20 protein-coding genes and 1 pseudogene are annotated in these 24,137 nt (G+C 45.2%); all 21 read left to right on the top strand.

Translation table 11 applies throughout. The annotated features are described in order from the left end of the window. Nucleotides 1-96: 96 nt before the first annotated feature. The 21 genes and pseudogenes from DW025_RS04360 to DW025_RS04270 all read left to right on the top strand — a co-directional run bounded on the left by DW025_RS04360 (nucleotide 97) and on the right by DW025_RS04270 (nucleotide 24,133). The gene (locus DW025_RS04360; RefSeq protein ID WP_044998090.1) at nucleotides 97-993 is read left to right on the top strand and encodes a carbohydrate ABC transporter permease; all 897 of its coding nucleotides are present in this window, start codon (nucleotides 97-99) and stop codon (nucleotides 991-993) included. Continuing rightward, on the top strand, nucleotides 993-1,829 hold the full coding sequence (locus tag DW025_RS04355) for a carbohydrate ABC transporter permease (protein WP_117550402.1): 837 nt from the start codon (nucleotides 993-995) through the stop codon (nucleotides 1,827-1,829). Before DW025_RS04360 ends, DW025_RS04355 begins: the two co-directional genes overlap by 1 nt. A 9-nt stretch (nucleotides 1,830-1,838) precedes the next feature. Further along, nucleotides 1,839-3,536: an alpha-glucosidase gene (locus DW025_RS04350; protein WP_119998866.1), complete on the top strand. Its 1,698-nt coding sequence runs from the start codon at nucleotides 1,839-1,841 to the stop codon at nucleotides 3,534-3,536. A 386-nt stretch (nucleotides 3,537-3,922) separates the two neighbouring features. Continuing rightward, on the top strand, nucleotides 3,923-6,247 hold the full coding sequence (locus tag DW025_RS04345) for an alpha-galactosidase (protein ID WP_119998864.1): 2,325 nt from the start codon (nucleotides 3,923-3,925) through the stop codon (nucleotides 6,245-6,247). Nucleotides 6,248-6,399: 152 nt separating this feature from the next. Then, nucleotides 6,400-6,486: pseudogene (locus DW025_RS15565) on the top strand (L-serine ammonia-lyase, iron-sulfur-dependent subunit beta); the annotation flags it as partial. Between the two features lie 208 nt (nucleotides 6,487-6,694). After that, a complete protein-coding gene (locus DW025_RS04340; protein ID WP_119998862.1) occupies nucleotides 6,695-10,504 on the top strand; it encodes an EAL domain-containing protein in 3,810 nt (1,269 codons plus the stop codon). A 22-nt stretch (nucleotides 10,505-10,526) separates the two neighbouring features. After that, a complete protein-coding gene (locus tag DW025_RS04335) occupies nucleotides 10,527-11,807 on the top strand; it encodes an O-acetylhomoserine aminocarboxypropyltransferase/cysteine synthase family protein (RefSeq protein WP_119998860.1) in 1,281 nt (426 codons plus the stop codon). Next, a complete protein-coding gene (locus DW025_RS04330) occupies nucleotides 11,804-12,661 on the top strand; it encodes a TrmH family RNA methyltransferase (RefSeq protein ID WP_118758456.1) in 858 nt (285 codons plus the stop codon). The genes DW025_RS04335 and DW025_RS04330 overlap by 4 nt, the downstream gene beginning before the upstream one ends. Before the next feature lie 131 nt (nucleotides 12,662-12,792). Continuing rightward, nucleotides 12,793-13,548, top strand: coding sequence for a hypothetical protein (locus DW025_RS04325; protein ID WP_015534754.1), 756 nt, complete (start codon nucleotides 12,793-12,795; stop codon nucleotides 13,546-13,548). 263 nt (nucleotides 13,549-13,811) lie between these two features. Beyond that, nucleotides 13,812-14,525, top strand: coding sequence for a CpsB/CapC family capsule biosynthesis tyrosine phosphatase (locus tag DW025_RS04320; RefSeq protein ID WP_119998858.1), 714 nt, complete (start codon nucleotides 13,812-13,814; stop codon nucleotides 14,523-14,525). Nucleotides 14,526-14,580: 55 nt separating this feature from the next. Continuing rightward, nucleotides 14,581-14,706, top strand: coding sequence for a hypothetical protein (locus DW025_RS15285; RefSeq protein WP_015534756.1), 126 nt, complete (start codon nucleotides 14,581-14,583; stop codon nucleotides 14,704-14,706). 28 nt (nucleotides 14,707-14,734) lie between these two features. After that, complete coding sequence (locus tag DW025_RS04315) at nucleotides 14,735-15,745, top strand: LCP family protein (RefSeq protein ID WP_119998856.1); 1,011 nt, start codon at nucleotides 14,735-14,737, stop codon at nucleotides 15,743-15,745. Between the two features lie 54 nt (nucleotides 15,746-15,799). Next, the gene (locus DW025_RS04310) at nucleotides 15,800-16,618 is read left to right on the top strand and encodes a YveK family protein (protein WP_119998855.1); all 819 of its coding nucleotides are present in this window, start codon (nucleotides 15,800-15,802) and stop codon (nucleotides 16,616-16,618) included. Next, nucleotides 16,615-17,367 carry a CpsD/CapB family tyrosine-protein kinase gene (locus tag DW025_RS04305; protein WP_119998853.1) on the top strand — a complete coding sequence of 251 codons (753 nt, stop codon included), beginning with the start codon at nucleotides 16,615-16,617 and terminating at the stop codon, nucleotides 17,365-17,367. The genes DW025_RS04310 and DW025_RS04305 overlap by 4 nt, the downstream gene beginning before the upstream one ends. Nucleotides 17,368-17,460: 93 nt before the next feature. Continuing rightward, nucleotides 17,461-18,231 (top strand): hypothetical protein, encoded by a 771-nt coding sequence (locus tag DW025_RS04300; protein ID WP_119998851.1) that lies wholly within the window; start codon nucleotides 17,461-17,463, stop codon nucleotides 18,229-18,231. Nucleotides 18,232-18,477: 246 nt separating this feature from the next. Next, nucleotides 18,478-19,929, top strand: coding sequence for a sugar transferase (locus DW025_RS04295; protein WP_119998849.1), 1,452 nt, complete (start codon nucleotides 18,478-18,480; stop codon nucleotides 19,927-19,929). Between the two features lie 65 nt (nucleotides 19,930-19,994). After that, nucleotides 19,995-21,245 carry a nucleotide sugar dehydrogenase gene (locus DW025_RS04290; protein ID WP_119998847.1) on the top strand — a complete coding sequence of 417 codons (1,251 nt, stop codon included), beginning with the start codon at nucleotides 19,995-19,997 and terminating at the stop codon, nucleotides 21,243-21,245. A 21-nt stretch (nucleotides 21,246-21,266) separates the two neighbouring features. Further along, entirely contained in the window at nucleotides 21,267-21,740 is a 474-nt protein-coding gene (gene pssD, locus DW025_RS04285) for a PssD/Cps14F family polysaccharide biosynthesis glycosyltransferase (RefSeq protein WP_118758506.1), read from the top strand. Beyond that, a complete protein-coding gene (gene pssE, locus DW025_RS04280; RefSeq protein ID WP_119998845.1) occupies nucleotides 21,741-22,232 on the top strand; it encodes a PssE/Cps14G family polysaccharide biosynthesis glycosyltransferase in 492 nt (163 codons plus the stop codon). Between the two features lie 2 nt (nucleotides 22,233-22,234). Then, the gene (locus tag DW025_RS04275; protein WP_118758449.1) at nucleotides 22,235-23,134 is read left to right on the top strand and encodes an ATP-grasp fold amidoligase family protein; all 900 of its coding nucleotides are present in this window, start codon (nucleotides 22,235-22,237) and stop codon (nucleotides 23,132-23,134) included. 87 nt (nucleotides 23,135-23,221) lie between these two features. Beyond that, nucleotides 23,222-24,133 carry a hypothetical protein gene (locus DW025_RS04270; protein WP_118758448.1) on the top strand — a complete coding sequence of 304 codons (912 nt, stop codon included), beginning with the start codon at nucleotides 23,222-23,224 and terminating at the stop codon, nucleotides 24,131-24,133. Nucleotides 24,134-24,137: the final 4 nt, after the last annotated feature.

Raw genomic sequence — 24,137 nt, 5'->3', positions numbered from 1 at the left:
CAGATTCCCGATGGGAATCTGACAGGCAGCACCAGCCTTGACCGGATACGGTTCAGATCAGATCAGGCTGGTGCTAAATGTAGGAAAGGAAAAACTATGAAAAGATTTTACAAAAGAAAATTCTGGTTTATGGTTCTGCCTTCTATAGTGTTGTTTCTGCTGGTTATCATAGTTCCTTTTATAGAGGGTGTGATCTACTCCTTCACTGAGTGGAGAGGTTCATACTTCGTAGGTGGGGAGCACTGGTGGAACGCACTGGTGGGACTTAAGAATTATACAAGCATATTCAAGTCAAAGGATTTCCTTCAGTCACTTGGATACACGGCCATATATGCTGTACTTGCAGTAATAGCACAGAATGTTGTCAGTCTTCTTCTGGCACTCATGATCAAGAAGCTCACCAAGGGCAAGGGACTTTTCAGAACGGTACTGTTCCTTCCGTATGTACTTGGAATGCTTGCCATGGGTTATGTATGGCGTTTCATATTTGAAAATGTATTTTCACAGACACTGTTTGGAACAGATGGCGTGGTACATGTAGAGGTGCTCAACAACATGCTTCAGAATCAGTGGAAGGCACTTCTGGCATATGCCATTGTCGGAGTATGGCAGGTTGCAGGTTACTACCTGATAATCTACCTCAACGGACTCAACAATATTTCTGAGGATATTTATGAGGCTGCCAGAATAGATGGAGCCACAGGCTGGACAAGCTTCAGGAAGATCACACTTCCGCTTCTCATGCCTTCATTTACGATAGTGCTCTTCATGTCACTGGCAAACAGCTTCAAGATGCTTGACCTCAATGTTTCACTGACAGAGGGCAATTTCGGAACGACCATGATATCCTACATGATACTGAAAACAGTAAGAGAGAGCTCTCCTCCGGCATACGGAGAGGCGCAGGCACAGGCAGTTATATTCTTCGTTATCATTGCAGTTATATCTATAGCTCAGGTAATGATCACTAAGAGAAAGGAGATCGAATCATAATGGGAGTAAAAGGCAAGATCAAAAGAGCAATCATAGTGGTTATACTCGCTGTATTGGCAATCGTGACCATATTCCCGATATGGTTCCTGATCGTCAATTCATTCAAGGGACAGCAGGAGATAGTAGCATCTCCAATAGCTCTCCCGAAGTCGTGGAATCTGGACTATCTGAAGAATGCAGCTGAGCAGATAAATCTCGGCAGCAGCCTGCTTCAGACAGTACTCATAACAGTTGCAGCTGTGGCACTTATCGTGTTCATATCTTCATTTGCCGCATGGGCAATTGCCAGAACAGATTCCAAAGTGGCAAATATACTCTTCATCGCGTACACAGCAGCCATGCTCATACCTTTCCAGTCAGTTATGTACCCATTGGTATCACTTATGGACAAGCTGGGACTCAAGAACACACCGGGTCTGATCCTCATGTACGGAGGCTTTGGAATCAGTATGTCGGTTCTGCTGTACAGAGGATTCATCAAGAGTATTCCGCTGTCACTTGAGGAGGCAGCCATGCTCGATGGAGCAAATATATTCCAGATATACAGATATGTGGTCATGCCGCTCTTAAAGCCGACGACCATGACAGTTGTCATCACAAATGCAGTGTGGATATGGAACGATTACCTTCTTCCATTCCTCGTAATAGGAAATAACGACAAAAAGACGCTCACGCTGAGCTTATATTATGCAAAGAGTCTGTCAGGACAGTACGGAAATCCTTGGGAGCTCATCTTCCCTGCAGTACTTCTCTGCATCATCCCTATCGTGATAATATTCATCATACTTCAGAAGAATATCATCGAGGGAATTTCAGCTGGAGCTGTGAAAGGATAAACATAAAATATGGACAGAAAATGGTGGAAAGAGGCGGTATTTTATCAGATATACCCTAGAAGTTTCTATGACAGCAACGGAGATGGCATAGGAGATCTGAAGGGAATAACCGAGAAATTGCCGTACCTCAAAGAACTTGGTGTGACCGCTGTGTGGATATGTCCATTCTTCAAGTCGCCTATGAAGGACAACGGATATGACATATCGGATTACTACGATGTGAATCCTGAGTTTGGAACCATAGAGGATGCGGATGAACTTATAAGATGTGCAAATGAAAATGGCATCAAGATCATCATGGACATGGTCATCAATCACACATCAGACCAGCACAGATGGTTCCAGGAGGCGTGCCGGGACAGACACAGCAAATACAGAAATTACTATATATTTAAGGACAACATAGATGGACTTGCAGATCTCAGATCCAACTTCGGTGGAAGCACATGGACACAGATTGAGGATGGCAGCTGGTATTTCCATTCATTTGCGAAGGAGCAGCCGGATCTCAACTGGGAATGTGAGGAGATGAGACAGGAGCTCTACGACATGATGAACTGGTGGCTCGACAAGGGAGTTGCCGGGTTCCGAATGGATGCCATCACATTTATCAAGAAAGACCTCTCATTCCCGCCTATGCCGTCAGACGGCGAGGACGGCAGATGCGATGTTGGCAAATGCTGCCTCAACAGGCCGGGAATAGATGAGTTCCTTCACGAGTTAAAGCTTAACACATATGGCAGAGGAGACTTTGTGACTGTCGCAGAGACTCCGGGAGTTCCAAGTAAGGATTTGGACAAATACATTGGAAGAGATGGACATTTCTCCATGATATTTGACTTCAGCTACACAGACATAGATATCAATCCGGGCGATCTCTGGCTGCACCAGAGAGACTGGACGATAGAGGAGTTCAAGGACAAGCTGTTCACCAATCAGAGACTCGTGAAAAAGATTGGATGGGCGGCGAATTACCTGGAAAACCACGATCAGCCTAGAAGTATAGGCAAATACTTCCCAGCCGGTGATATACCTGAATACAGGACACAGATGGCAAAGGCGCTTGGCGCGTTGTTCTTCTTCCTGAAGGGTACGCCATTTGTATATCAGGGACAGGAGCTTGGAATGATCAACACTCATTTTGACAATATAGATGAGCTCGACGATATCAATTCCAAGGGACAGTATGCGAGATGCCTTGAAGCCGGATACAGTGAGACTGAGGCGATGAAATCCGTAAATATAAGGAGCCGCGACCAGTCAAGACTTCCAATGCAGTGGAACAGCGAAAAAAACTTTGGATTTTCAGCGCATGAGCCATGGCTGGCATGCAACAATCAGTGTGACCTCCAGACGGTGGAGCTTGAGAGCGTTGATAAGGATTCTGTGCTTAACTTTTATAAGGCGATGATACAGCTCAGAAATCACTCAGAGTACACACAGACTCTCATCTACGGAGACCTGGAGGATGTGGAGACGGATAATGCAGGAATCATAGTGTACAGGCGCAAGCCGGTTCAGATTGAGTGTGCATGTGGAACTGGAGCAAATGCAGAAAGCGCAGACAGATCGGTATATGTTGTTGTCAACATGACCGGTAAGGATGTGGGCTATGCAATTCCTGAGACTGCGGATGTGCTTATGGGTAATTATGCGGATTATGATGGTACGCTCAGACCTTATGAGACTGTGGTGTACGCGGTGTAGGCCGGAGCTGGCAGAAAAAGCCTGAATATTGGTGGAGACTGATTGAAAATTACAGTTGGTCTGGTATCAGTATTCAGGCTTTTTTCATTGTCTGTATACTTTTTGGATACTTTGCTCAAATCTATAGACAAAGTGAATGGATCATTAAATGCAAGATATGTCTTAATGTTCAAAGCGTATTCACAGTTCAGAATAATCACCCAACTTAACCATCAGCAGTACCATATTTGGTCAACTTTTTTCCATATAAAATATAATACCCAGATATTAAAATAGCTGTATAAAAAGCAGTCAGACATGAGATTTAAGAGCAGAGGGTGCGCAGTGTACAGGCGTAAAGGAGGTTGTCTGCTCAGACAAATAAATGGAGAAAAGGAGATACACTTATGGGTATTATATTTCACGAAGAGACACAGATATTTCACCTTACAAATGGTGAGATAAGCTACATCATGACGGTGCTCCCGAACGGACATCTGGGAAATCTGTACTATGGTAAGGCGATAAGGGACAGAGAGGATTTCTCACATCTGTTGGAGCTCGTCCAGAGACCTATGTTCCAGTATGTATATGACGATGACAGACTGTTCTCACTTGAGTCAGTGAAGCAGGAGCTTCCTGTGTACGGAACCACAGACTACAGAGCACCGATGGTTGAGGTACTTCAGTCAAATGGCAGCAGGATATCAGATTTTGTATATGTATCACATGAGGTAAATGCGGGCAAGCCAAAGCTTGAGGCACTGCCGGCAACATACACAGAGAATGATGACGAGGCAGAGACATTGATCGTCACATTGAAGGATTCACTCACAGGCATAAAGGCGAGAATGCTTTATACAATATGGAGCGACAGACCAGTCATAGCAAAGAGCGTAGAGTATGTAAATGAAGGCACAGAGGCGGTACATCTCACCACTGCTTACAGCATGTGCCTGGATCTCCCTGATCCTGATTACCAGTGGATGCAGCTCTCGGGCGCATGGGCAAGGGAGCGCCACATAATAACAAGAGACCTCGAGCAGGGCTTACAGTCGATAGGCAGCAACCGTGGTCATTCATCCCATGAGCACAATCCGTTCATCGCATTGAAGAGAGAGACAACGGACGAGAACCAGGGAGAGGCGATTGGAATAAGCCTTGTATACAGCGGCAATTTTAAGATACAGGCAGAGGTTGACACGAGAAATACAGCCCGTATTCTGGCCGGAATAAATCCGGATACATTTGACTGGAAGCTCGATGCAGGAGAGCATTTCCAGACTCCTGAGGCAGTTATTGTGTATTCAGACCAGGGACTCAACAAGATGAGCCAGACATTCCACAAGCTGTACCAGAAGAGACTTGCGAGAGGCGAGTGGAGAGACAAGCCAAGACCAATCCTTATCAATAACTGGGAGGCGACATATTTTGATTTCACCAGAGAGAAGCTCATAGCCATCGCACAGAAGGCAAAGGAGTGCGGAGTTGAGCTGTTCGTTCTTGACGACGGCTGGTTTGGAGCCAGAACCACAGACCATGCAGGTCTTGGAGACTGGGTTGCAAATCCAGACAGACTCCCGGAGGGAATCACAGGAATTGCAGAGGATATAGAGAAGGTAGGTCTGAAGTTCGGACTGTGGTTCGAGCCTGAGATGACAAATAAAGACTCAGACCTCTACAGAGAGCACCCAGACTGGATACTTTCAGTTCCAGGAAGACATGACTCACACGGAAGATTCCAGTACGTTCTGGATTTCTCCAGAAAAGAGGTCGTTGACAGAATATATGAGATGATGGCAAAGATACTCAGCACGGCAAAGGTGTCATATGTGAAGTGGGATATGAACAGAAGTATCACCGAGTGCTATAGTGCGGCTCTTCCGGCTGACAGACAGGGCGAGGTGTTCCACAGATACATACTTGGTGTGTACGATCTGTATGAGAGACTTACGAGCACATTTCCACATGTACTCTTTGAGTCATGTGCCAGCGGCGGCGGACGTTTTGATCCGGGTATCCTCTACTATGCACCACAGGGCTGGACAAGCGATGACACGGATGCCATAGAGAGAGTCAAGATCCAGTATGGAACGTCCATGTGTTACCCGATCAGCAGCATGGGAAGCCACGTGTCGGTTGTGCCAAATCACCAGACAAGGCGAGAGGCTCCGCTGAGAACCCGTGCAAATGCTGCATACTTCGGAACATTTGGCTATGAGCTGGATCTAGGCAAGCTTACCGCTGATGAGATAGAGGAAGTCAAGGAGCAGGTCAGGTTCATGAAGGTATACCGTGAGCTGATCCAGTACGGAACATTCTACAGACTTGCAAGTCCATTTGAAGATGAGGAGTGCGGCTGGATGGTCGTGTCAGACGATAAGAAGACCGCCATAGTTGCGTGGTTCAGAACGCTCTACACACCTAACAAATGTTTCACAAGAATGAAGCTTCACGGTCTTGATCCGGATGCGTTATATAGCTGCAATGTGCTCGGAGGACAGGCACTCACAGTGAGCAAGACACCGGATGGAAAGCTGATATATGAGAAAGTGTCAGGAGACAAAGGAGAGGATTCTGCAGTCAATGTCATCGCAGGCCCTTCATGCTATGGCGATGAGCTGATGAACCTCGGACTCATCACCAGCGACACATCGGCGGGAGAGATAGTCGGAGAGGATATGCCTTGCGGAGACTATGATTCCAGACTCTATGTGCTCAAGGCAGAGTAAGCGGGTTTGCGAAAAAATTTTCCTGGATATAGTCCAAAATAATAGAAAGCGTACAAGATTTTCGAATTTTGTACGCTTTCCTGTCTTTTCGGGCAGAAAAAGAAAAAAGACAGTTAAGATGTGCCTGCGTAAATCGGAGGAGAAAACACAGTATGAATATATTTGACATAATGGGGCCTGTAATGGTTGGACCGTCGAGCTCACACACGGCAGGGGGTGAAGGTGTGAACAAGGTGACGTATCGGTGCAGACATGTCCGATACACTGAAGGAGACTGCGCGTGGAGGCCTTGCAACCACTCGCACGGCGCTTGAGGTGAAAAATAGACTAAAAATGTAGACAGAAACTATGGCATTTGTCAAATTGCATAAATAAGGTTTTTTTTAGCCTGCAAACATGATATAATTGCATAAAGAATGTTTAAAAAATGCAGTTGGGGATGATCAGATGAGCAACAGGAAGAGAATATGCGTTATAACAGCACAGGTTGAAGAGAGTACACAGAATCGCTTCATGCAGGGATTTCTGAAGCAGGCATATGATATGAATTACGATGTCTGCATATTTTCCATGTTTTTGAAGTACCAGGATTCAACAGACAGGGAGGTTGGAGATTCAAACATCTACAACCTTATTAATTTTAACCTTTTTGATGCTGTGGTATTGTGTCAGGACACCATACAGACTCCGGGAGTCGTAGAAAAGCTGGAGAAGCGCCTGCAGTCAGAATTTGCAAATGGTGTGGTAGTGGTAGTCGACAAAGAGAATAACATATTCCCAACGGTCATGATGGATCATTATACCCCTATAGTAAAACTCGTGGATCACCTTATAGAGGTTCACGGCCACAAGAACATATATTTCCTGGGCGGACTCAAAGAGCACATACACTCCAAGCAGCGACTCGCCGGTTACATAGACAGCATGAAGGCGCACAACCTGCCGGTTACGGACGACATGATATATTATGGAACATACTGGTACGACAGCGGCGACTACATGGTGGACGAGCTTGTGAAGGATATGGAGCATCTGCCGGATGCCATCGTATGTGCAAATGACTGTATGGCCATCGGAGTGTGCACCGCATTTGACAGATATGGAATAAGAGTTCCCGAGGACATAGCCGTGGTGGGCTATGACTCCATAGAAGACGGAAGAAACAGTCCTGTTCCGATCACATCTGCGGACATACCGGCGGATGACTGCGGGCACTACTGTATGAAATATATAGATGCAAAGCTCAACGGACATGACGTACCGGAATTCAAGTCCAATGTGGAGCTGTACATAGGTGGAACCTGTGGCTGTGAGGGCTGGGAACGAGAGACAGTCAGGATCAGAAGAGACAAATGGGAGACAGACCTCTCAGAGACCGGCTTCTACTCTTGCTTCAACAACATGGCGGATGACCTTGTGGCGCAGACGAGCGTGGAGTCATTCTTTGACACCGTGTCGGAATACGTGTACCAGATAAGACCATTTGAGAGCTTCCATCTGTGCCTGAACGACTACTGGAGAAATCCGGAGGTCATGACCGGTGATGAGGCACTTCGCCATGGTTACACAGATCATGTATACAGACTGATAAAGTGCGGCCCGGATGAAAAAGAAGAGAGACACATACGCTACGACGACGTATTCGAGTCTGCGAAGCTGTTGCCGGAGCTGTACGAGGACAGGGATTATCCTACAGCGTTCATATTTACACCATTGTTCTTCCAGGACAGAAGCTTTGGCTATGCAGTGGTGAACTACGGTGCAGAGCCGAGGGTGTACGAAGATGTATACAGATCCTGGATCAAGACGGTTGCCAGGGACATGGAGTCATTTGCAAGACATCAGGGACTCAATGTACTTCTAAACAAGCTTGAGGCGGATCAGATAAGAGACGGTCTCACCGGAATGTACAACTACAGAGGCTTCATAGGCAGGGCAAATGACATGATAATCCAGGCCGCTGAAGAGAAGTCTGAGATACTTGTGTTGGCGGTGGATCTGAAGAATACACGCCAGATAAACAGCAATTACGGAAGAACAGAGGGTGACAGAGTCCTAAGCTATGTTGCCCAGTCGATAAATGAGATACTTACCCCATACGAGATATCCATGAGGATGGGAAATGACGAGTTCGTCATAGCCACAGTGGCAAAGAGTGGCGATATCTCAAGGGGAGAATATATAGCCGAGGAACTCAAGAAGAAGCTTGAGGCGGCAAACAGTGGCGGAAAGGACGATTACGAGCTCGGTATATATTACGGATGTAAGAAGGCTCTGGTCAAGTCATCTGCCGAGCTGGAGACCCTCATCAACGATACGGTCAACCAGAAGAACCGCATAAAAGAACAGAACAATGCCAAGGGACGCAACAAAGCGACGATAACGAACAGGGATCTGGAGAGAGATGAGATAGTAGCTATGATACTGGACAACAACATGCTCACATATCATTTCCAGCCTATAGTAAGTGCCCGTGACGGAGGCATATTTGCATACGAGGCACTTATGAGGATACTGGTTCCTATGAGAATGTCACCCCCTGAGCTTCTGGAGAGTGCAGAGAGACTGAACAGACTGTACGATGTGGAAAAACTCACACTGTTCAACGTCGTGGAGATCGTGGCATCGAATCCTGAGATGTTCAGGGGCAAGAAGGTATTTATCAACAGCATGCCGGGGCATATGCTCAACGCACAGGACAGAAAAGAATTCCTTTCAAAGGTGAAGACGCTCCAGTGTGCAGGCATAGTCATAGAATTTACCGAGGGAGCAGAGCTGTCGGATGCGGAACTGAATGATCTCGAGGCATTCCTCAGAGGAAATGGCATGGAGATCGCCATAGACGACTACGGCGCAGGCTATTCAAATGTAAACAATCTTCTCAGGTATATGCCTGAGTATGTGAAGATAGACAGAATGCTTCTGACAGGAATCGATGCAGACCCACACAGACAGCATTTCGTCAAGGATATAATAGAATTCACCTCGACCAACGACATCAAGGCGCTGGCGGAGGGCGTTGAGACCACGAAGGAGATGAAGACCGTCATCCAGCTCGGTGCGGATCTCATTCAGGGATACTATACCGCCCATCCGAACGCGGAGGTAGTACAGCTCATATCCCCACAGGTTGTGAATGAGATAGTTCAGTACAACCAACAGGAAGAGGTGGCTGAGAACAGCAGCATATTTGTCATGGAGCATGAGAGAAATGCATCACTTCTGAAGCTCGCATCCCAGGGAATCAGGGAGATAGTTGTGGCACAGAGAGCCGGTGGCGACAACAATGTCCGCATAGTCGGCGCACAGGGCTTCAAGTCAAATATGACACTCAAGATAAAGGATGGTTTCACCGGAACCATAGTGCTGCAGAACGTAAGCTTCTCGGGCGACCGCGACAAGCCTTGTATAGACTGCGGTGAGAATACGGATCTGCACATCGTGCTTGAGGGTAAGAATTTCTGCAGGAATGGCGGAATAAAGATACCGGAGTCGTCCAGAGTGACATTTATCGGAGATGGTGATATAATGGTCCGCGTCAACGGTAACAGCTATTACGGAATAGGCAATGACATTCATTCAAAGCATGGAGTCATGAAGTTCAAGCAGGAGGGCGCCATTAATATAGAAACAAACGGTGTGAACGGAGTGGCAATAGGCGCCGGACTCGGAGGAGATATACGTATAGAGAAGGGACGATACGACCTGTATATCAACGGCGAGAACGGAGTTGCTATTGGAAGCATAAGCACCCCGGTGAATCTGAATCTCCTGCAGGCGGACATAGACATAACCTATGAGGCTGCAAATGGAGTCGCCATCGGCTCGGTGAGCCAGCACGCAGATATCGCGATAAAGAACACATCCATATCGCTCAGAGGATCGGGCAACAGATACGTGGCGGTCGGAACCCTGGACGGAGATGGATGCAGCGTAGATATAAGCAGAGCACATGTGGACATGAACCTTAAGGGCAATTCGTGCATAGCCATGGGATCTGACCATGGAATAGCAGACATACGCATGACGGACGCCAACTCAAGGCTGGCGGTTCAGGGCGAGGCGTGCTTCGCACTTGGAAGCAGAGACGGCACAGGCATGCTGTCCAGCAATAATGCAGATCTGAATGTGGTTGTCAGGAATTCACTGAACATAGATATATCCGCGGCAGAGCAGGACATACGTCTGGTGAATGGAAGATACATGTTCATTCTGAACAATGAGAATATAGAGCGCAAGGTAGTAGAGCGATATTAATTCAAAGGAGTATAAAGGAATAATGGAAAGAGAAACTATGTGTATACAGGCTGGATACCAGCCTAAGAATGGGGAGTCAAGAATGATACCGATCGTACAGAGCACAACGTTCAAGTACGACACGAGCGAGGATATGGGTAAGCTGTTTGACCTTGAGGAGAGCGGCTATTTCTACACCAGACTTGCAAATCCGACAAATGACTATGTGGCAGCCAAGATATGTGCCCTGGAGGGGGGATCGGCAGCAGTGCTCACATCGTCAGGACAGGCAGCAACATTCTTCTCGGTATTCAACATTGCCGGAGTGGGAGATCACGTTGTGGCATCATCCACCATATACGGAGGAAGCTTCAACCTTTTTGCTGTGACCATGAAGAGAATGGGTGTGGAATTCACATTTGTGGATCCTGACTGCTCGGACGAGGAACTTGAGGCAGCGTTCAGACCGAACACCAAGGCCGTGTTTGGCGAGACCATAGCCAATCCGGCACTCATAGTATTCGATATAGAGAGATTTGCAAATGCGGCACATGCACACGGAGTACCACTCATCGTGGACAACACATTTGCCACACCGATCAACTGCAGACCTATAGAGTGGGGCGCAGACATAGTTACACACTCCACCACGAAGTACATGGACGGACATGATGCAACCGTGGGTGGGGCGATCGTGGATTCAGGCAAATTCGACTGGTTGGCACACGCAGACAAGTTCCCAGGACTCACCACACCTGATGAGTCATATCACGGAGTGGTATACGCAGAGAAGTTCGGCCAGGGCGGCGCATATATCAACAAGATCGTGGCACAGCTTATGAGAGATCTCGGCCCGATACCTGCACCTATGAATTCGTACATGCTCAATCTTGGACTGGAGTCGCTTCACGTGCGTATGCCACGTCACTGTGAGAACGCACTGGCGGTTGCGAAGTTCCTCGAGGCACACGATAAGATAGCTTGGGTAAATTATCCTGGACTTGAGAGCAGCAAGTATTACGAGCGTGCTAAGAAGTATATGCCGGACGGCACATGTGGAGTTGTGTCATTTGGCGTCAAGGGAGGAAGAGCTGCTGCGGAGGCCTTCATGAAGGAACTCAAGGTTGCGATGATAGCAACACATGTGGCGGATGCACATACATGCGTTCTTCATCCTGCATCAGCTACACACAGACAGATGAATGACGAGGAGCTTCTGGCGGCAGGAGTAAGTCCTGATCTTGTGAGACTGTCGGTGGGCATTGAGAATGTAAAAGACATAATAGCAGATCTTGAAAATGCACTGGATAAGGTACAGATATGAGAATAATAAATATAACCGACCTTTCGGCACCCGAGCTTGATATATATGCGCGCATGTCAGAGAATCAACTGGCGCACATATATGAACCGGCTTCCGGGCTGTTCATAGCTGAGAGTCCAAAGGTCATAGAGAGGGCACTGGATTCGGGTTACGAGCCAGTGTCCATTCTATTGGAAGACAGGCACGTGGAAGGACAGTGCGCGGATATAATAAAGCGGTGCGGAGATATACCGATATACACAGCACCATTTGATGTCCTCACGAAGCTCACGGGATTTGCCCTGACAAGGGGGATGCTGTGCGCCATGAGGAGGGCAGAGCTGCCGTCTGTTGAGAGCGTGTGTGAACATGCAGCCAGAATAGCGGTGCTTGAGGAAGTGATGAACCCGACAAATGTGGGAGCGATATTTAGAAGTGCGGCGGCACTTGGGATGGATGCTGTACTGCTCACGCCGGGCTGCAGTGACCCGCTCTACAGGAGGGCGGCAAGGGTCAGCATGGGAACGGTGTTCCAGATACCGTGGACATATATTACATTTGACACCCTGGGTCTTGCACACAATAAAGCAGATCATGGCATATGGCCGGAGTTTGGGATGGAACAACTTCACAGTATGGGCTTCAGGACGGCATCCATGGCTCTAAGAAATGACACGATAGACATACACGACCCGGAGCTGAAGCAGATCGACAGACTTGCAGTAATACTGGGAACCGAGGGAGAAGGCCTCAAGACAGAGACCATAGATTCCAGCGACTACACAGTGAAGATACCAATGTATCACGGAGTGGACAGCCTGAATGTGGCTGCAGCCAGTGCCGTGGCATTCTGGGAGCTTGGCAGGCGCTCATAAAACGTCGAAAAACCTCCCTCAAAAAATACGCATACATATCTACAGGATATGGAAAATATGTTATAATAGTCAGGACGTGAACGGACAGGCTCACAGTCGGCAGAAGGAAAAGACTTAGGAGGATGATAGACATGTTTTATGCTATTTCAGGAATTAACGGGGATTATGAGGCATACAAGAGAGCACTCAAGAAACTCAAGTTTCAGAACCTTGACGATATAAAGGAAGAGGACATCATGAACGAGGAGGCAGTCATCAGCACTCTTGAGGGCGAGGATGTCCTGTATGTCCTTGGCAATATAATCGGAGCAGGCGGCGGATCCATGAAGATACTTCAGGATATGATGAGCAGAGATAATGTCATCGCAGTTGTCGGTGAGAACGAGTACAAGATCACACAGGCACTCAAGGCACTGAATGACCATATCCAGTCCACAGGTGAGGTGCCACCACAGATGCTGGTAGACAAGATAACATCCATGCTTGGAGAAGAGCTCTCAGGTGCGGTGGAGGAGTTCCTGCAGCTTGACGATGAAGAGCGTGAGGATGTCATAGAGTATATAGATGAGATTTCTGAGGAAGCGTTCCTCGAAGTGATGATGGCGAGAAAGAAATTTGTGCTGGTTCACGCCGGAATAAGAAACTTCGATCCGAAGAAGGAACTGGATGAGTACGACACAGAGGACTTCATCACAGAGCCAGCAGACCTGGACAAGACATATTACAAGAACAGAACACTCGTCGTTGGACATGTGCCAACCACAGAGCTCGGCGGTGAGGGCAAGATCGTTAAGAAGAACAACAACGTTGCCATCGACTGCGGGTGCGGCAAGGGCGGACAGCTTGGAATATACTGCCTGGGCAACGGCTCGGAGATGTATGTATAATAGAATAAAGAAGAGATTGACACGGCGGGATATGAAATATCATATCCCGCTTTTTTATTATGGAAGAAATTGGATTAAGAAAATAAATTGGTTTATACAAATTGTATAGTTAAGCAAAAAATCAACGAGGTTTTTTGTCGATTTTAAATTGCAAATGGAATTGAAAAATTGTGAAGAAACTGTTAAATTAGGGTGTGAGCATGTATAAAGAATTTTCCTATATAAATATTTATAGTTTTTTATAAAGAAAACAGGAGGAAAACATGGGTGTTATAGATTTTCATTCACACATACTGCCGGGTATAGACGACGGCAGCAGGAATGTCGAGACATCTATAGGCATGCTTCGGATGTGCAAAGAGCACGGCGTGGATACTATGATAGCGACGCCGCACTTTTATGCTGATTCAAATACTGTGGAGAGGTTCATTGATTCAAGACAGAAAGCATATGATAAAGTCATGGCTGAGAATATGGGCATACCGCAGATTATAATGGGGGCAGAGGTCGCGTTCTTTGCAGGAATAAGCAGAGCGGAGAAAACGGACGCACTAAAAGTAGAAGGAACTGATATCATGTTGCTGGAGATGCCGTTTGTGACATGGAGTGATTCGGTAGTGCAGGAAGTACGAGACTTAATTGAGAAGAGACATTTCCATATCATACTAGCTCATATAGAGCGATTCTTACAGATACCAGGCAACAAGCCATATGTGAGACAGATCCTTGAACTGCCAGTTACGGTGCAGGTGAATGCGGAGACACTTCTGGATTTCAGACAGAAGGGCAAAATGCTCAAGATGTTCAAGAAAGGACAGGCACACATCATAGGAAGCGACTGCCATGGTATGCATCACAGGGTGCCGAACTTGTGGCTGGGCCGCGAGGTGCTGGAGAAGAAGCTGGGACATGAATTCCTGGAGAACATGGACAGCTACGGAACAAAGCTCCTGAAAGAACATCAGATACACCCATAATCAGCAATAACAACGAAACATGTACAAGATAAACAGATAGATGGAGGACAACAACATGTCTAAGAAGACAGCGATAATCATCAGTATTGTGCTGTTCATAATACTGTGTGGTCTTATTGTGTGCGAGAAGAAGTGGCCTACAGCGGGAACAGACCTGCTTATGCTGAACGTTCTGAGATAGCACATTACATTCCGAAGAGGTGATACATATGTCATACAGGAACAGAACACTATCAGAAAAAAAGAGAATATACAAGAAGCTTGGACTTGTGATCGCAGCCATACTGGTCGTATGCATTGCACTGGCGATAGCACTCAGACCGACAAAAGGAAATGCATCACACAATGCATCGGGCACACAGGCGGTCGAAGGCATGATCGAGGTGGACGGAGTCAAATACGTTCCCAAGAAGAATATAGAAACATATCTTTTTATGGGAATCGACAACATGGGCAAGGTTCAGAAAGTCACCGATTATGAGGGGGCAGGCCGATGCGATGTGGTCATGCTGATGGTCAGAGACCTGACAGATGGAACATACAAGACGCTGAGCATAGACAGAAATACCATAGTGGAGCAGGATACACTGGATCCCGACGGAACCTACGTTGCAACGAGCCCGGCACAGCTTGCTCTGGCACATGAGAATGGTGACGGAATGGAGATAAGCTGCGAGAACGTGGTCAAGGCGGTGTCAAACTTCCTTGGCGGCCAGAAGATAGACGGATACGCAGCGGTGAATATGGGGGCCATAGGAACCATCAACAATCTGGCTGGCGGAGTCACGGTTACCATAGAGGATGATTTCTCCAAGGTGGATAAGACAATGAAGCAGGGAGAGACCATCACACTGACCGATGAGCAGGCAGTACATTTTATCCATGACAGATTCGATGTGGGAGACGAATCCAACACCCAGCGAATGAAGCGTCAGGAGGTGTACAAGGCAGGACTCAAGGAGAATTTGGCGGAAAAGTGCAGCGAGGATAACACATATCCACTGACAATATATGACGCACTGGGAGATTACATGGTGACTGACATAAGCTCACAGAAATTCTCCAAGCTGGCGCTACTTGTTCTCAAGGAAAAGGATGCCGGAACGGTGTCGATAGCTGGAACAGAGACCATAGATGATCTCGGATTTGTCGAGGTGGAGCCGGATGCGGATAGCCTTCAGCAGGCAATCGTAGAGCTGTTCTACAAGGAATATAACTAGCATCACACATTTGATGCAGGGGATATAGATACAAAAAACGGATGGAGGGAATATATGAATTCCAACAAGAAAATGGCTGCTGTGCAGGATGAGACCACACAGATAGCCGCAGTGAACACATACAAGAATACAGAGGATGATGAAAACGAGATCGATCTCCTGGACATGGGAATGGCGCTTCTTGAGAAGCTCCCATACATCATACTGTGCTTCCTGATCGGTGCGGTGCTGTTCAACGCATTTGCATACTTCCTGATCAAGCCGACATACCAGTCGACAGCCAAGCTGTACGTGGTATCAGCATCAGATGATTCCATAGTAAATCTCCAGGATCTGAACATCGGTTCATCCCTGACCAAGGATTACGAAGACCTGATACTCAGCTATCCGGTTCTCGACCAGGTCATCGAAAAGCTCGGCCTTGATACGGACTCAGAGGGGCTTGCCAAGATGATAACCCTTGAGAATCCTTCAGACACACGAGTCCTGAAGATCACGGTCACAAGCACTGACAAGCAGCAGGCATGTGACATTGCAAATACATTGGCAAACGTGTCGATAGAGTATCTACCGGATACCATGAGCACAAGCGCACCTAACATAGCCCAGGTTGCAAGGGTAGCAGACCAGAAGGTCGGACCAAGCTACCTTAAGTACACCGCCATAGGTGCATTGCTTGGAGCACTCATCTACTGCCTGATCGTCATTGTGGGATACCTGATGGATGACACGATCCACTCAGCAGACGACATGGAGAAGTATTTCGGAATAGTACCGCTCACGACAATACCTGAGAGCGACCAGTTCAGAACAGACGATTCAGATGAAGAGCCTGGAAAGAAACATAACAGGAAAGAGAGGGTCAGAGCATGAAGAAGCTTAACATAGAGTTTCAGGAACTCCCATATGCAGTGGAGGAGGCGATGAACCGTCTCAGGATCAACATAAAGTTCTGTGGTAAGAACACAAGAAAGATACTCATAACCAGCAGCATGCCAAATGAGGGCAAGAGCAGCGTGGCGATCAACCTGTGGAAGATGCTCGCCGAGGCAGGATTCCCTGCAGTGTTGGTGGATGTGGATCTTCGTAAGTCAGTCATAAAGGACAGACATCACATAAAGGATGCTGACAAGCTTCCGGATCTTGGATATTTTCTTTCGGGACAGTCCGAGATGGAGGATGTCATCTATGAAACACAGGTAGAAAATGCATACATCGTACCTTGTATGAACCTTCTGGAGAACCCATCGGCTCTTCTGGAGGATGCCAGATTTGCAGAGCTTCTTGACAAGCTGGCAGAGACATATAGGTATGTCATTATAGACTCGCCACCGCTTGGCAGCGTGGCGGATGCCGCTCAGATCGCATCACTGTGCGATGGCGCAGCTCTGGTAGTCAGAGCAGGTGAGACATCCAGAAGTCTCATCAAACAGTCATTTCAGCAGCTTGACCAGGTGGGCTGTACGCTGCTTGGAGTCATACTCAACAGAGCCCAGACAACGGGGAGAGCATACAAGAAATACTACGGCAAGTATGGCAAATACTATAGCCAGTACGGCTATGGTTATGGCACTTACGGCAAAGAGGCTGCAGCCTCCAGCGACAGCGCCCCGTCAAAATAATTCACTTTGGATATAACGCCATGTATAGTGGCGTACAGGGCGTTTTATCATATATTCAATACAATAGAACTTTTTTGGAAGGAGGAATTTATTGTGAAGAATTTAAAGAAGCTTTTGGCTATAGTTGTATGTATCGCAATGATGGTGCCAACAGTTGCATTTGCAGCTACATCATCACCAACTAAGGTAAACGTTAAGTCTGCTACAGCAAAGTCGCTTACATACAATGCAAAGAGCCAGACAACAACAATTGTTGTTAACGGTAAGACACTTACCCTGAACAAGGATTTCAAAGTCGTTTCAGGAAGCCTTAAGGCAACAAAGGCTGGTACATACACAGTTAAGATCAAGGGAATAGGTAACTATTCAGGCGATACAACAGTTAAGTACACAGTTAACGCACAGCAGAGCTACAAGGCTACTGCTGCTGCAAAGACATACAATGCTAAGAATCAGACAACCAAGGTTACAGTTAAGTATGGTAACACAGTTCTCAAGAGAGGTACTGATTACAAGATTACTGGTGTAACTAGGGCTAAGAACGCTGGCAAGTATAAGGTTACCGTAAAGGGTATCAACAACTACAAGGGTACAAAGACAATTTACTACACAATTAACAAGGCTGCTCAGAAGTCTGTTAAGGTTAAGGTAAATGCTTCTAAGAAGAAGATCACTGTATCTGGTGTTAAGGCAAAGGCAAAGGTTACTTACAAGTCAGCCAATAAGAAGGTCAAGGTTAAGAATGGCAAGATTACTGTTGGTAAGGGTGTCAAGAAGGGCACAAAGGTAAGAATCACTGTTAAGGTTGCTGCAACAAAGAACTACAAGGCATACAGCAAGTCAATTATTTACAAGGTTAAATAATTATCCTGCTATGTTAAATAGTTCCAAGCCCTAGCCGGTGGCGCAAAACGAATGTCCATGCCACAGGACGTTCCGCGCCGCCGGTGTGGGTGATAAATAACAGACCGTTTAATGCGTATCATGGTTTACAGATGAAAAGGTTCAGCCGACAATCACACGGGCTGAGTCATTTCATGTATGAATCAACAGACCGGGTCATGCGGGCACAAATATGACCCTGACGACAGAGGATGAGGAGAGAAAATTATGTATCAGAAAGGCGCAAAAGGCTGGCTGAAGCACTTTGACTTCATGCTGCTGGATCTTATAGTACTTCAATTGTCATTTCTTGTGGCATTCCAGATCAGACACGGCATGGTAAATCCGTATGCGAACAGAGACTATCTCGCGCTGGCTATCATCACGGAGCTGGCGGATATAGTAGCCATGATATTTCTGAATACATATGAGGGCGTCATCAGAAGAGGATACTTCAAGGAATTCATATCCAGCTTCAAGAACGGTTTCGTGATCGTTGCACTGCTCCTTCTGTATGTGTTTGTCCTCAAGGATACATCTATATATTCCAGAACTACCATCCTGCTCATGTGGGCCATATATGTGTATGCCACATTCGCGGTGAGGAGCCTGTGGAAGAAGCATCTTGAGAAATATGCAGAGCATGGCAAGGGCAAGAAGCTCCTGGTCATGACCACCAGACATGTAGCAGATGAAGTGGTGGCAGGCCTCAAGGAGAAGAACTACTCCGGGTTTGATATAGTAGGAGTCATGGTGATAGATGCCAATCTCATCGGTCAGGAGATCCAGGAAGTGCCGGTGGTGGCGGATTACAACAGTGCAGTTGATTATGTGAGAACCGCATGGGTGGACGAGATATACGTGGATGTGCGTGGAGCATACGGATATGCGAACACGCTGATAGACGCATTTATCGAGGGTGGCATCACAGTTCACATGTGCATATCATCCATCGTGAGGACCCACGGCGACAAGCAGCTCATCCAGAAGATAAATGGTGAGACCGTGGTCACGACCATGATGAACTACGCAACACCAAAGCAGATGTTGCTCAAGAGAACGGCAGATATAATAGGTGGTCTGGTGGGCAGCGTATTCACGCTTATCCTCACCATATTCATAGGACCTATCATATACATCAAGTCCCCGGGACCGATCTTCTTCAAGCAGGAGAGAGTGGGATTGAATGGCAAGATATTCAAGATGTACAAGTTCCGAAGCATGTACATGGACGCTGAGGAGCGCAAGAAGGAACTCATGGCGCAGAACACCATGAGCGATTCGAAGATGTTCAAGATGGACTTTGATCCGAGAGTCATAGGCAACAAGATACTGCCGGACGGCACCAAGAAGAAGGGAATAGGTCAGTATATCAGAGACTTCTCCATAGATGAGTTCCCACAGTTCTTCAATGTGCTGAAAGGGGATCTCTCACTGGTTGGAACCAGACCGCCTCTCATCTCAGAGGTGGAGCAGTATGAGATGCACCACAAGAGCAGACTTGCTACGAAACCTGGAATCACCGGAATGTGGCAGGTGAGCGGCCGAAGTGACATCACGGACTTCGAGGAGGTCGTGAGACTGGATACGGAGTATATAGAAAACTGGAGCTTTGGACTTGATATGAAGATTATACTTAAGACGATTAAGGTGGTGCTTGGAAGAGAAGGGTCTAAGTAGTATACGGATGCTTTCTATAAGTGAATTAAAAATAGAGATACTTAGATGCAGGAGGATAAATGACAATGAAAACTGATTATAAAATTGCGGTTGCTGGTACTGGGTATGTTGGACTGTCAATTGCGACATTGCTCTCTCAACATCATCAGGTAACTGCTGTTGATATTATTCCTGAGAAAGTGGATCTTATTAACAGTCATAAGTCTCCAATTCAGGATGAATATATTGAAAAATACTTGGCTGAAAAAGAATTAAAGCTGACAGCAACGCTGGATGCAAAGGTTGCATATTCTGAAGCGGACTTTGTTGTAATTGCGGCCCCTACGAACTATGACAGCCACACGCAGCATTTCGACACAAGCGCAGTCGAGGCAGTGATCAAGCTGGTCATGGAATATAACCCGAACGCCATTATGGTTATCAAATCCACGATTCCTGTGGGGTACACCGCATCCGTGCGCGAGAAGTTCAACAGCAAGAACATCATCTTCAGCCCGGAGTTTTTAAGAGAGTCCAAGGCTTTGTACGACAATCTTTACCCTTCTCGTATAATCGTTGGTACTGACCTAAATGATGAGCGTCTGGTTGAAGCTGCTCACGAGTTTGCTGGTTTACTGCAGGAAGGTGCAATCAAGGAGAACATTGACACTCTGATCATGGACTTCACCGAAGCAGAGGCCGTTAAGCTGTTCGCCAATACATATCTGGCTCTGCGCGTGGCTTACTTTAACGAACTGGATACTTATGCAGAGAGCAAGGGTTTGAACACCAAACAGATCATCGATGGTGTCTGTCTTGATCCGCGTATTGGCAGCCACTACAACAATCCGAGCTTTGGTTATGGCGGATACTGCCTGCCCAAAGACACCAAGCAGCTTCTGGCCAACTATGCAGATGTGCCGGAGAATCTGATTGAAGCAATAGTGGAATCCAACCGTACCCGTAAAGACTTCATCGCCGACCGTGTCCTGAAGCTGGCTGGATATTATGGCTACGATGCGGAGAATGAGTTTGATGAGGACAAGGAGAAAGCTGTTACCATCGGTGTTTATCGTCTGACCATGAAGTCCAATTCCGATAACTTCCGCCAGAGCTCTATTCAGGGTGTTATGAAGCGCATTAAGGCGAAGGGTGCAACCGTGGTGATTTACGAGCCGACCCTGAAGGATGGTGAGACTTTCTTTGGTAGTGTCGTGGTCAATGATTTGGCTAAGTTCAAGGAAATGAGCAACGCCATTATCGCAAACCGTTACGATAAGTGCCTGGATGATGTGAAGGATAAGGTTTATTCGAGAGATTTGTTTGGTAGAGATTAATAAGTGTGGGTTAGTAGAGAGATGGATGAAAAGAAAAAAGTAAAGATATGTTTTGCGGCTTCATCCGGTGGACATTATGAGCAGCTTATGATGCTAAAGCCACTGATGGAAAAATATGATAGTTTTGTGATTACTGAAAAGACAGACTATAGTGCAGAAGAAAAAGGTGAAAGAACATATTATGTGAAGCAAGTCAACCGCCGAGAGAAGGACTTTATCTGGCGGATGATTCAAAATGCTTGGAAATCTATCGGCATTTACAGAAAAGAGAAGCCTGATGTAGTCATCTGCACGGGAGTTCTTGCTATGATACCGATTTGTTTGATTTCTAAACTTATGGGTAAAAAACTGATTTACATAGAGTCTTTTGCAAAGGTTACGTCTCCAACAGAAACAGGGAAATTGCTCTATAAATTTGCAGATCAGTTTTATGTTCAGTGGAAGCCAATGTTGAAAGTCTATCCTAAAGCCATATATTTAGGAGGAATCTATTAAATGGGAAATAAGATTTTTATAACACTCGGATCACAGAAATTTCAGTTTAATAGACTACTGAAGGCTGTGGATGAATTATGTGAAAAAGAAATTGTTGATGCAGCAGGTGTGTTTGCACAGATTGGTTACAGTGATTATTTACCTAGAAAATATAGCTACAAAAAGTTTTTGGACAGGGATGAGTTTAGCAAAGAAATGGGAAAAGCGGACATTGTCATAACACATGGAGGCACTGGAGCTATTATCGGAGCCGTAAAAAAGGGTAAAAAGGTAATTGCAGTTCCTAGACTTGTAAAATATGGTGAGCATGTTGATGACCATCAGCTTCAGTTAATTAAGCAGTTTGATGAGTTGAATTTGATTTGCCCTTGTCGGGATACCAACAAATTGAGCGATGCGTTAGATACAGTGCAGAAAGCAAGTTATAATGGTTATGAATCAAATACGAGTAATATTATAAGTAGCATTGAAGAGTATATAAAAGGAATTTGAATATGAACAGAGATAAAATTATGACCCTATTAAAAAAAAGTTTAAGGTTTCTACCAGATAAAAGCTATGTTAAGCTTTATTATCGGTTAAGAGTTGGAAGAAAACTAGATGCAGATAATCCAACAACGTTAAATGAAAAACTCCAGTGGCTGAAATTTAACTATAGGTTCCCATTACAATCAATAGTGTCTGATAAGCTACTGGTAAGGGATTATGTGAAAGAAAAAATAGGGGAGAAATATCTGATTCCGTTGCTAGGCAGTTGGGAGAAATACGATGACATTAATTTCTCCTTGCTTCCAAAACAGTTTGTTTTGAAGTGTAATCATGATTCTGGTGGTCTGGTGGTTTGCACAAACAAAGACAAATTGGATAATAGCGAGGCAAGGAGCAAGATTGAGAAATCACTGAAAAGTAATTTTTTTTATATCGGTCGTGAGTACCAATATCGAAACATTAAGCCCATGATTCTTTGTGAAGAATTTATTTCTGATAACGGCAAAGTTCCGATGGACTATAAAATCTATTGCTTTAATGGGGTGCCAGATGTCATCTTAGTATGCAGAGATAGATTTAGCAAAAATACTCATAGAGCATCATATCTGTTTTTTGATCAGGATTGGAAATTTCAACCTCTAGATAAAGGGGATGAAAATCTACAAGATATAGACATACCAAAACCTAAAAATCTAGATATTATGCTTGAAATTGCCAAAAAGTTGTCAAAAGACTTCTTATTTGCAAGAATAGATTTGTACAACATAGAAGGAAAAATTTATTTTGGGGAGATTACTTTATCACCTAATTCAGGATTTGATCCAGATATAAAGTATGAAACCGACTTGATGTTTGGCGAAAAACTAAAAATTCCATATTGGGATTTTATAAATAGAAATATTTAACTATGAAAAAGATTAATAATCCTTTGGTGTTAGAAATCGTATTGGATCTTGGCCAAAAATTATTTTCACCTTTTAAGAGAGAAAAATATGTCAAAATTATTTATATTGTCAAAAAATAAAATAAAATTGTGCATTAGTAAATATATGGATATTGTTTATTTTCAGAGATGGAAAAAAGCAACACAGTATCCCTGTACTTTATTGAATACGCAAAAAAGAAATGAAAAAATAATTGTGAGTTTAACATCGTTTCCAGGAAGAATTCATTTAGTACATAAAACGATACAAACAATTTTGCTACAATCGGTAAAACCGGATTTGATTGAATTATGGTTAGCCAAAGAACAATTTCCAAATTTAGAAAAGGATTTACCAAGTGAGCTAATAGAGTTGACTCAATTTGGATTAAATATTTGCTGGTGTAATGATTATCGGTCATTTAAAAAACTTGTTCCTTCATTGCTGAAACATCCAGATGCTATAATTGTTACAGCAGATGACGATGTTTATTATGCTCCAAATTGGTTAGAACGATTATATAGTTCCTATTCAGACGATAAAAATTGTATTTACTGTCATAAAGCGACAAAATTTAGTTATGAAAATGGAAAATTCAATGCGATAGGTGGAGGAAAAAAATATCATCATGGAGCGTCTTTTTTGAATAAATTAGTTGGTGTAGGTGGTGTGCTGTATCCTATCAATTCATTGGATAATGAAGTTGGAAACTCAGAATTATTTAGTAGACTGGCACCTACTAATGATGATATTTGGTTCTGGTTTATGGCAATTAAAGCAGGCACAAGAATAAAAATTGTAAAAGGAAATCATCCAAAACCAGTGGATGTTTATGGAAGTCAGTCTACTATTAAATTAACAGATATTAATGACAATGGTAATATGTTATTCTGGTCTCAGTTCAATAATCTTATAGATTATTATCCTGAAATACGAAACACATTAATTTCGGAAATGAAACAGAAACATATAAGAGGTTAATTAT

Source organism: Coprococcus sp. AF38-1, assembly GCF_003603945.1.
Lineage (GTDB): Bacteria > Bacillota > Clostridia > Lachnospirales > Lachnospiraceae > Coprococcus > Coprococcus aceti.
The sequence above is the reverse complement of the archived record's forward strand: the minus strand, read 5'-3'. Positions and strand labels throughout refer to the sequence as shown.

Coding starts and splice junctions, on each gene's coding strand:
- DW025_RS15285 (WP_015534756.1), top strand. CDS start 14,581: ATGTCTAAGAAGACAGCGATAATCATCAGTATTGTGCTGTTCATAATA.
- DW025_RS04345 (WP_119998864.1), top strand. CDS start 3,923: ATGGGTATTATATTTCACGAAGAGACACAGATATTTCACCTTACAAAT.
- DW025_RS04305 (WP_119998853.1), top strand. CDS start 16,615: ATGAAGAAGCTTAACATAGAGTTTCAGGAACTCCCATATGCAGTGGAG.
- DW025_RS04315 (WP_119998856.1), top strand. CDS start 14,735: ATGTCATACAGGAACAGAACACTATCAGAAAAAAAGAGAATATACAAG.
- DW025_RS04270 (WP_118758448.1), top strand. CDS start 23,222: ATGTCAAAATTATTTATATTGTCAAAAAATAAAATAAAATTGTGCATT.
- pssE (WP_119998845.1), top strand. CDS start 21,741: ATGGGAAATAAGATTTTTATAACACTCGGATCACAGAAATTTCAGTTT.
- DW025_RS04310 (WP_119998855.1), top strand. CDS start 15,800: ATGAATTCCAACAAGAAAATGGCTGCTGTGCAGGATGAGACCACACAG.
- DW025_RS04350 (WP_119998866.1), top strand. CDS start 1,839: ATGGACAGAAAATGGTGGAAAGAGGCGGTATTTTATCAGATATACCCT.
- DW025_RS04355 (WP_117550402.1), top strand. CDS start 993: ATGGGAGTAAAAGGCAAGATCAAAAGAGCAATCATAGTGGTTATACTC.
- DW025_RS04340 (WP_119998862.1), top strand. CDS start 6,695: ATGAGCAACAGGAAGAGAATATGCGTTATAACAGCACAGGTTGAAGAG.
- pssD (WP_118758506.1), top strand. CDS start 21,267: ATGGATGAAAAGAAAAAAGTAAAGATATGTTTTGCGGCTTCATCCGGT.
- DW025_RS04320 (WP_119998858.1), top strand. CDS start 13,812: ATGGGTGTTATAGATTTTCATTCACACATACTGCCGGGTATAGACGAC.
- DW025_RS04290 (WP_119998847.1), top strand. CDS start 19,995: ATGAAAACTGATTATAAAATTGCGGTTGCTGGTACTGGGTATGTTGGA.
- DW025_RS04295 (WP_119998849.1), top strand. CDS start 18,478: ATGTATCAGAAAGGCGCAAAAGGCTGGCTGAAGCACTTTGACTTCATG.
- DW025_RS04275 (WP_118758449.1), top strand. CDS start 22,235: ATGAACAGAGATAAAATTATGACCCTATTAAAAAAAAGTTTAAGGTTT.
- DW025_RS04325 (WP_015534754.1), top strand. CDS start 12,793: ATGTTTTATGCTATTTCAGGAATTAACGGGGATTATGAGGCATACAAG.
- DW025_RS04330 (WP_118758456.1), top strand. CDS start 11,804: ATGAGAATAATAAATATAACCGACCTTTCGGCACCCGAGCTTGATATA.
- DW025_RS04360 (WP_044998090.1), top strand. CDS start 97: ATGAAAAGATTTTACAAAAGAAAATTCTGGTTTATGGTTCTGCCTTCT.
- DW025_RS04335 (WP_119998860.1), top strand. CDS start 10,527: ATGGAAAGAGAAACTATGTGTATACAGGCTGGATACCAGCCTAAGAAT.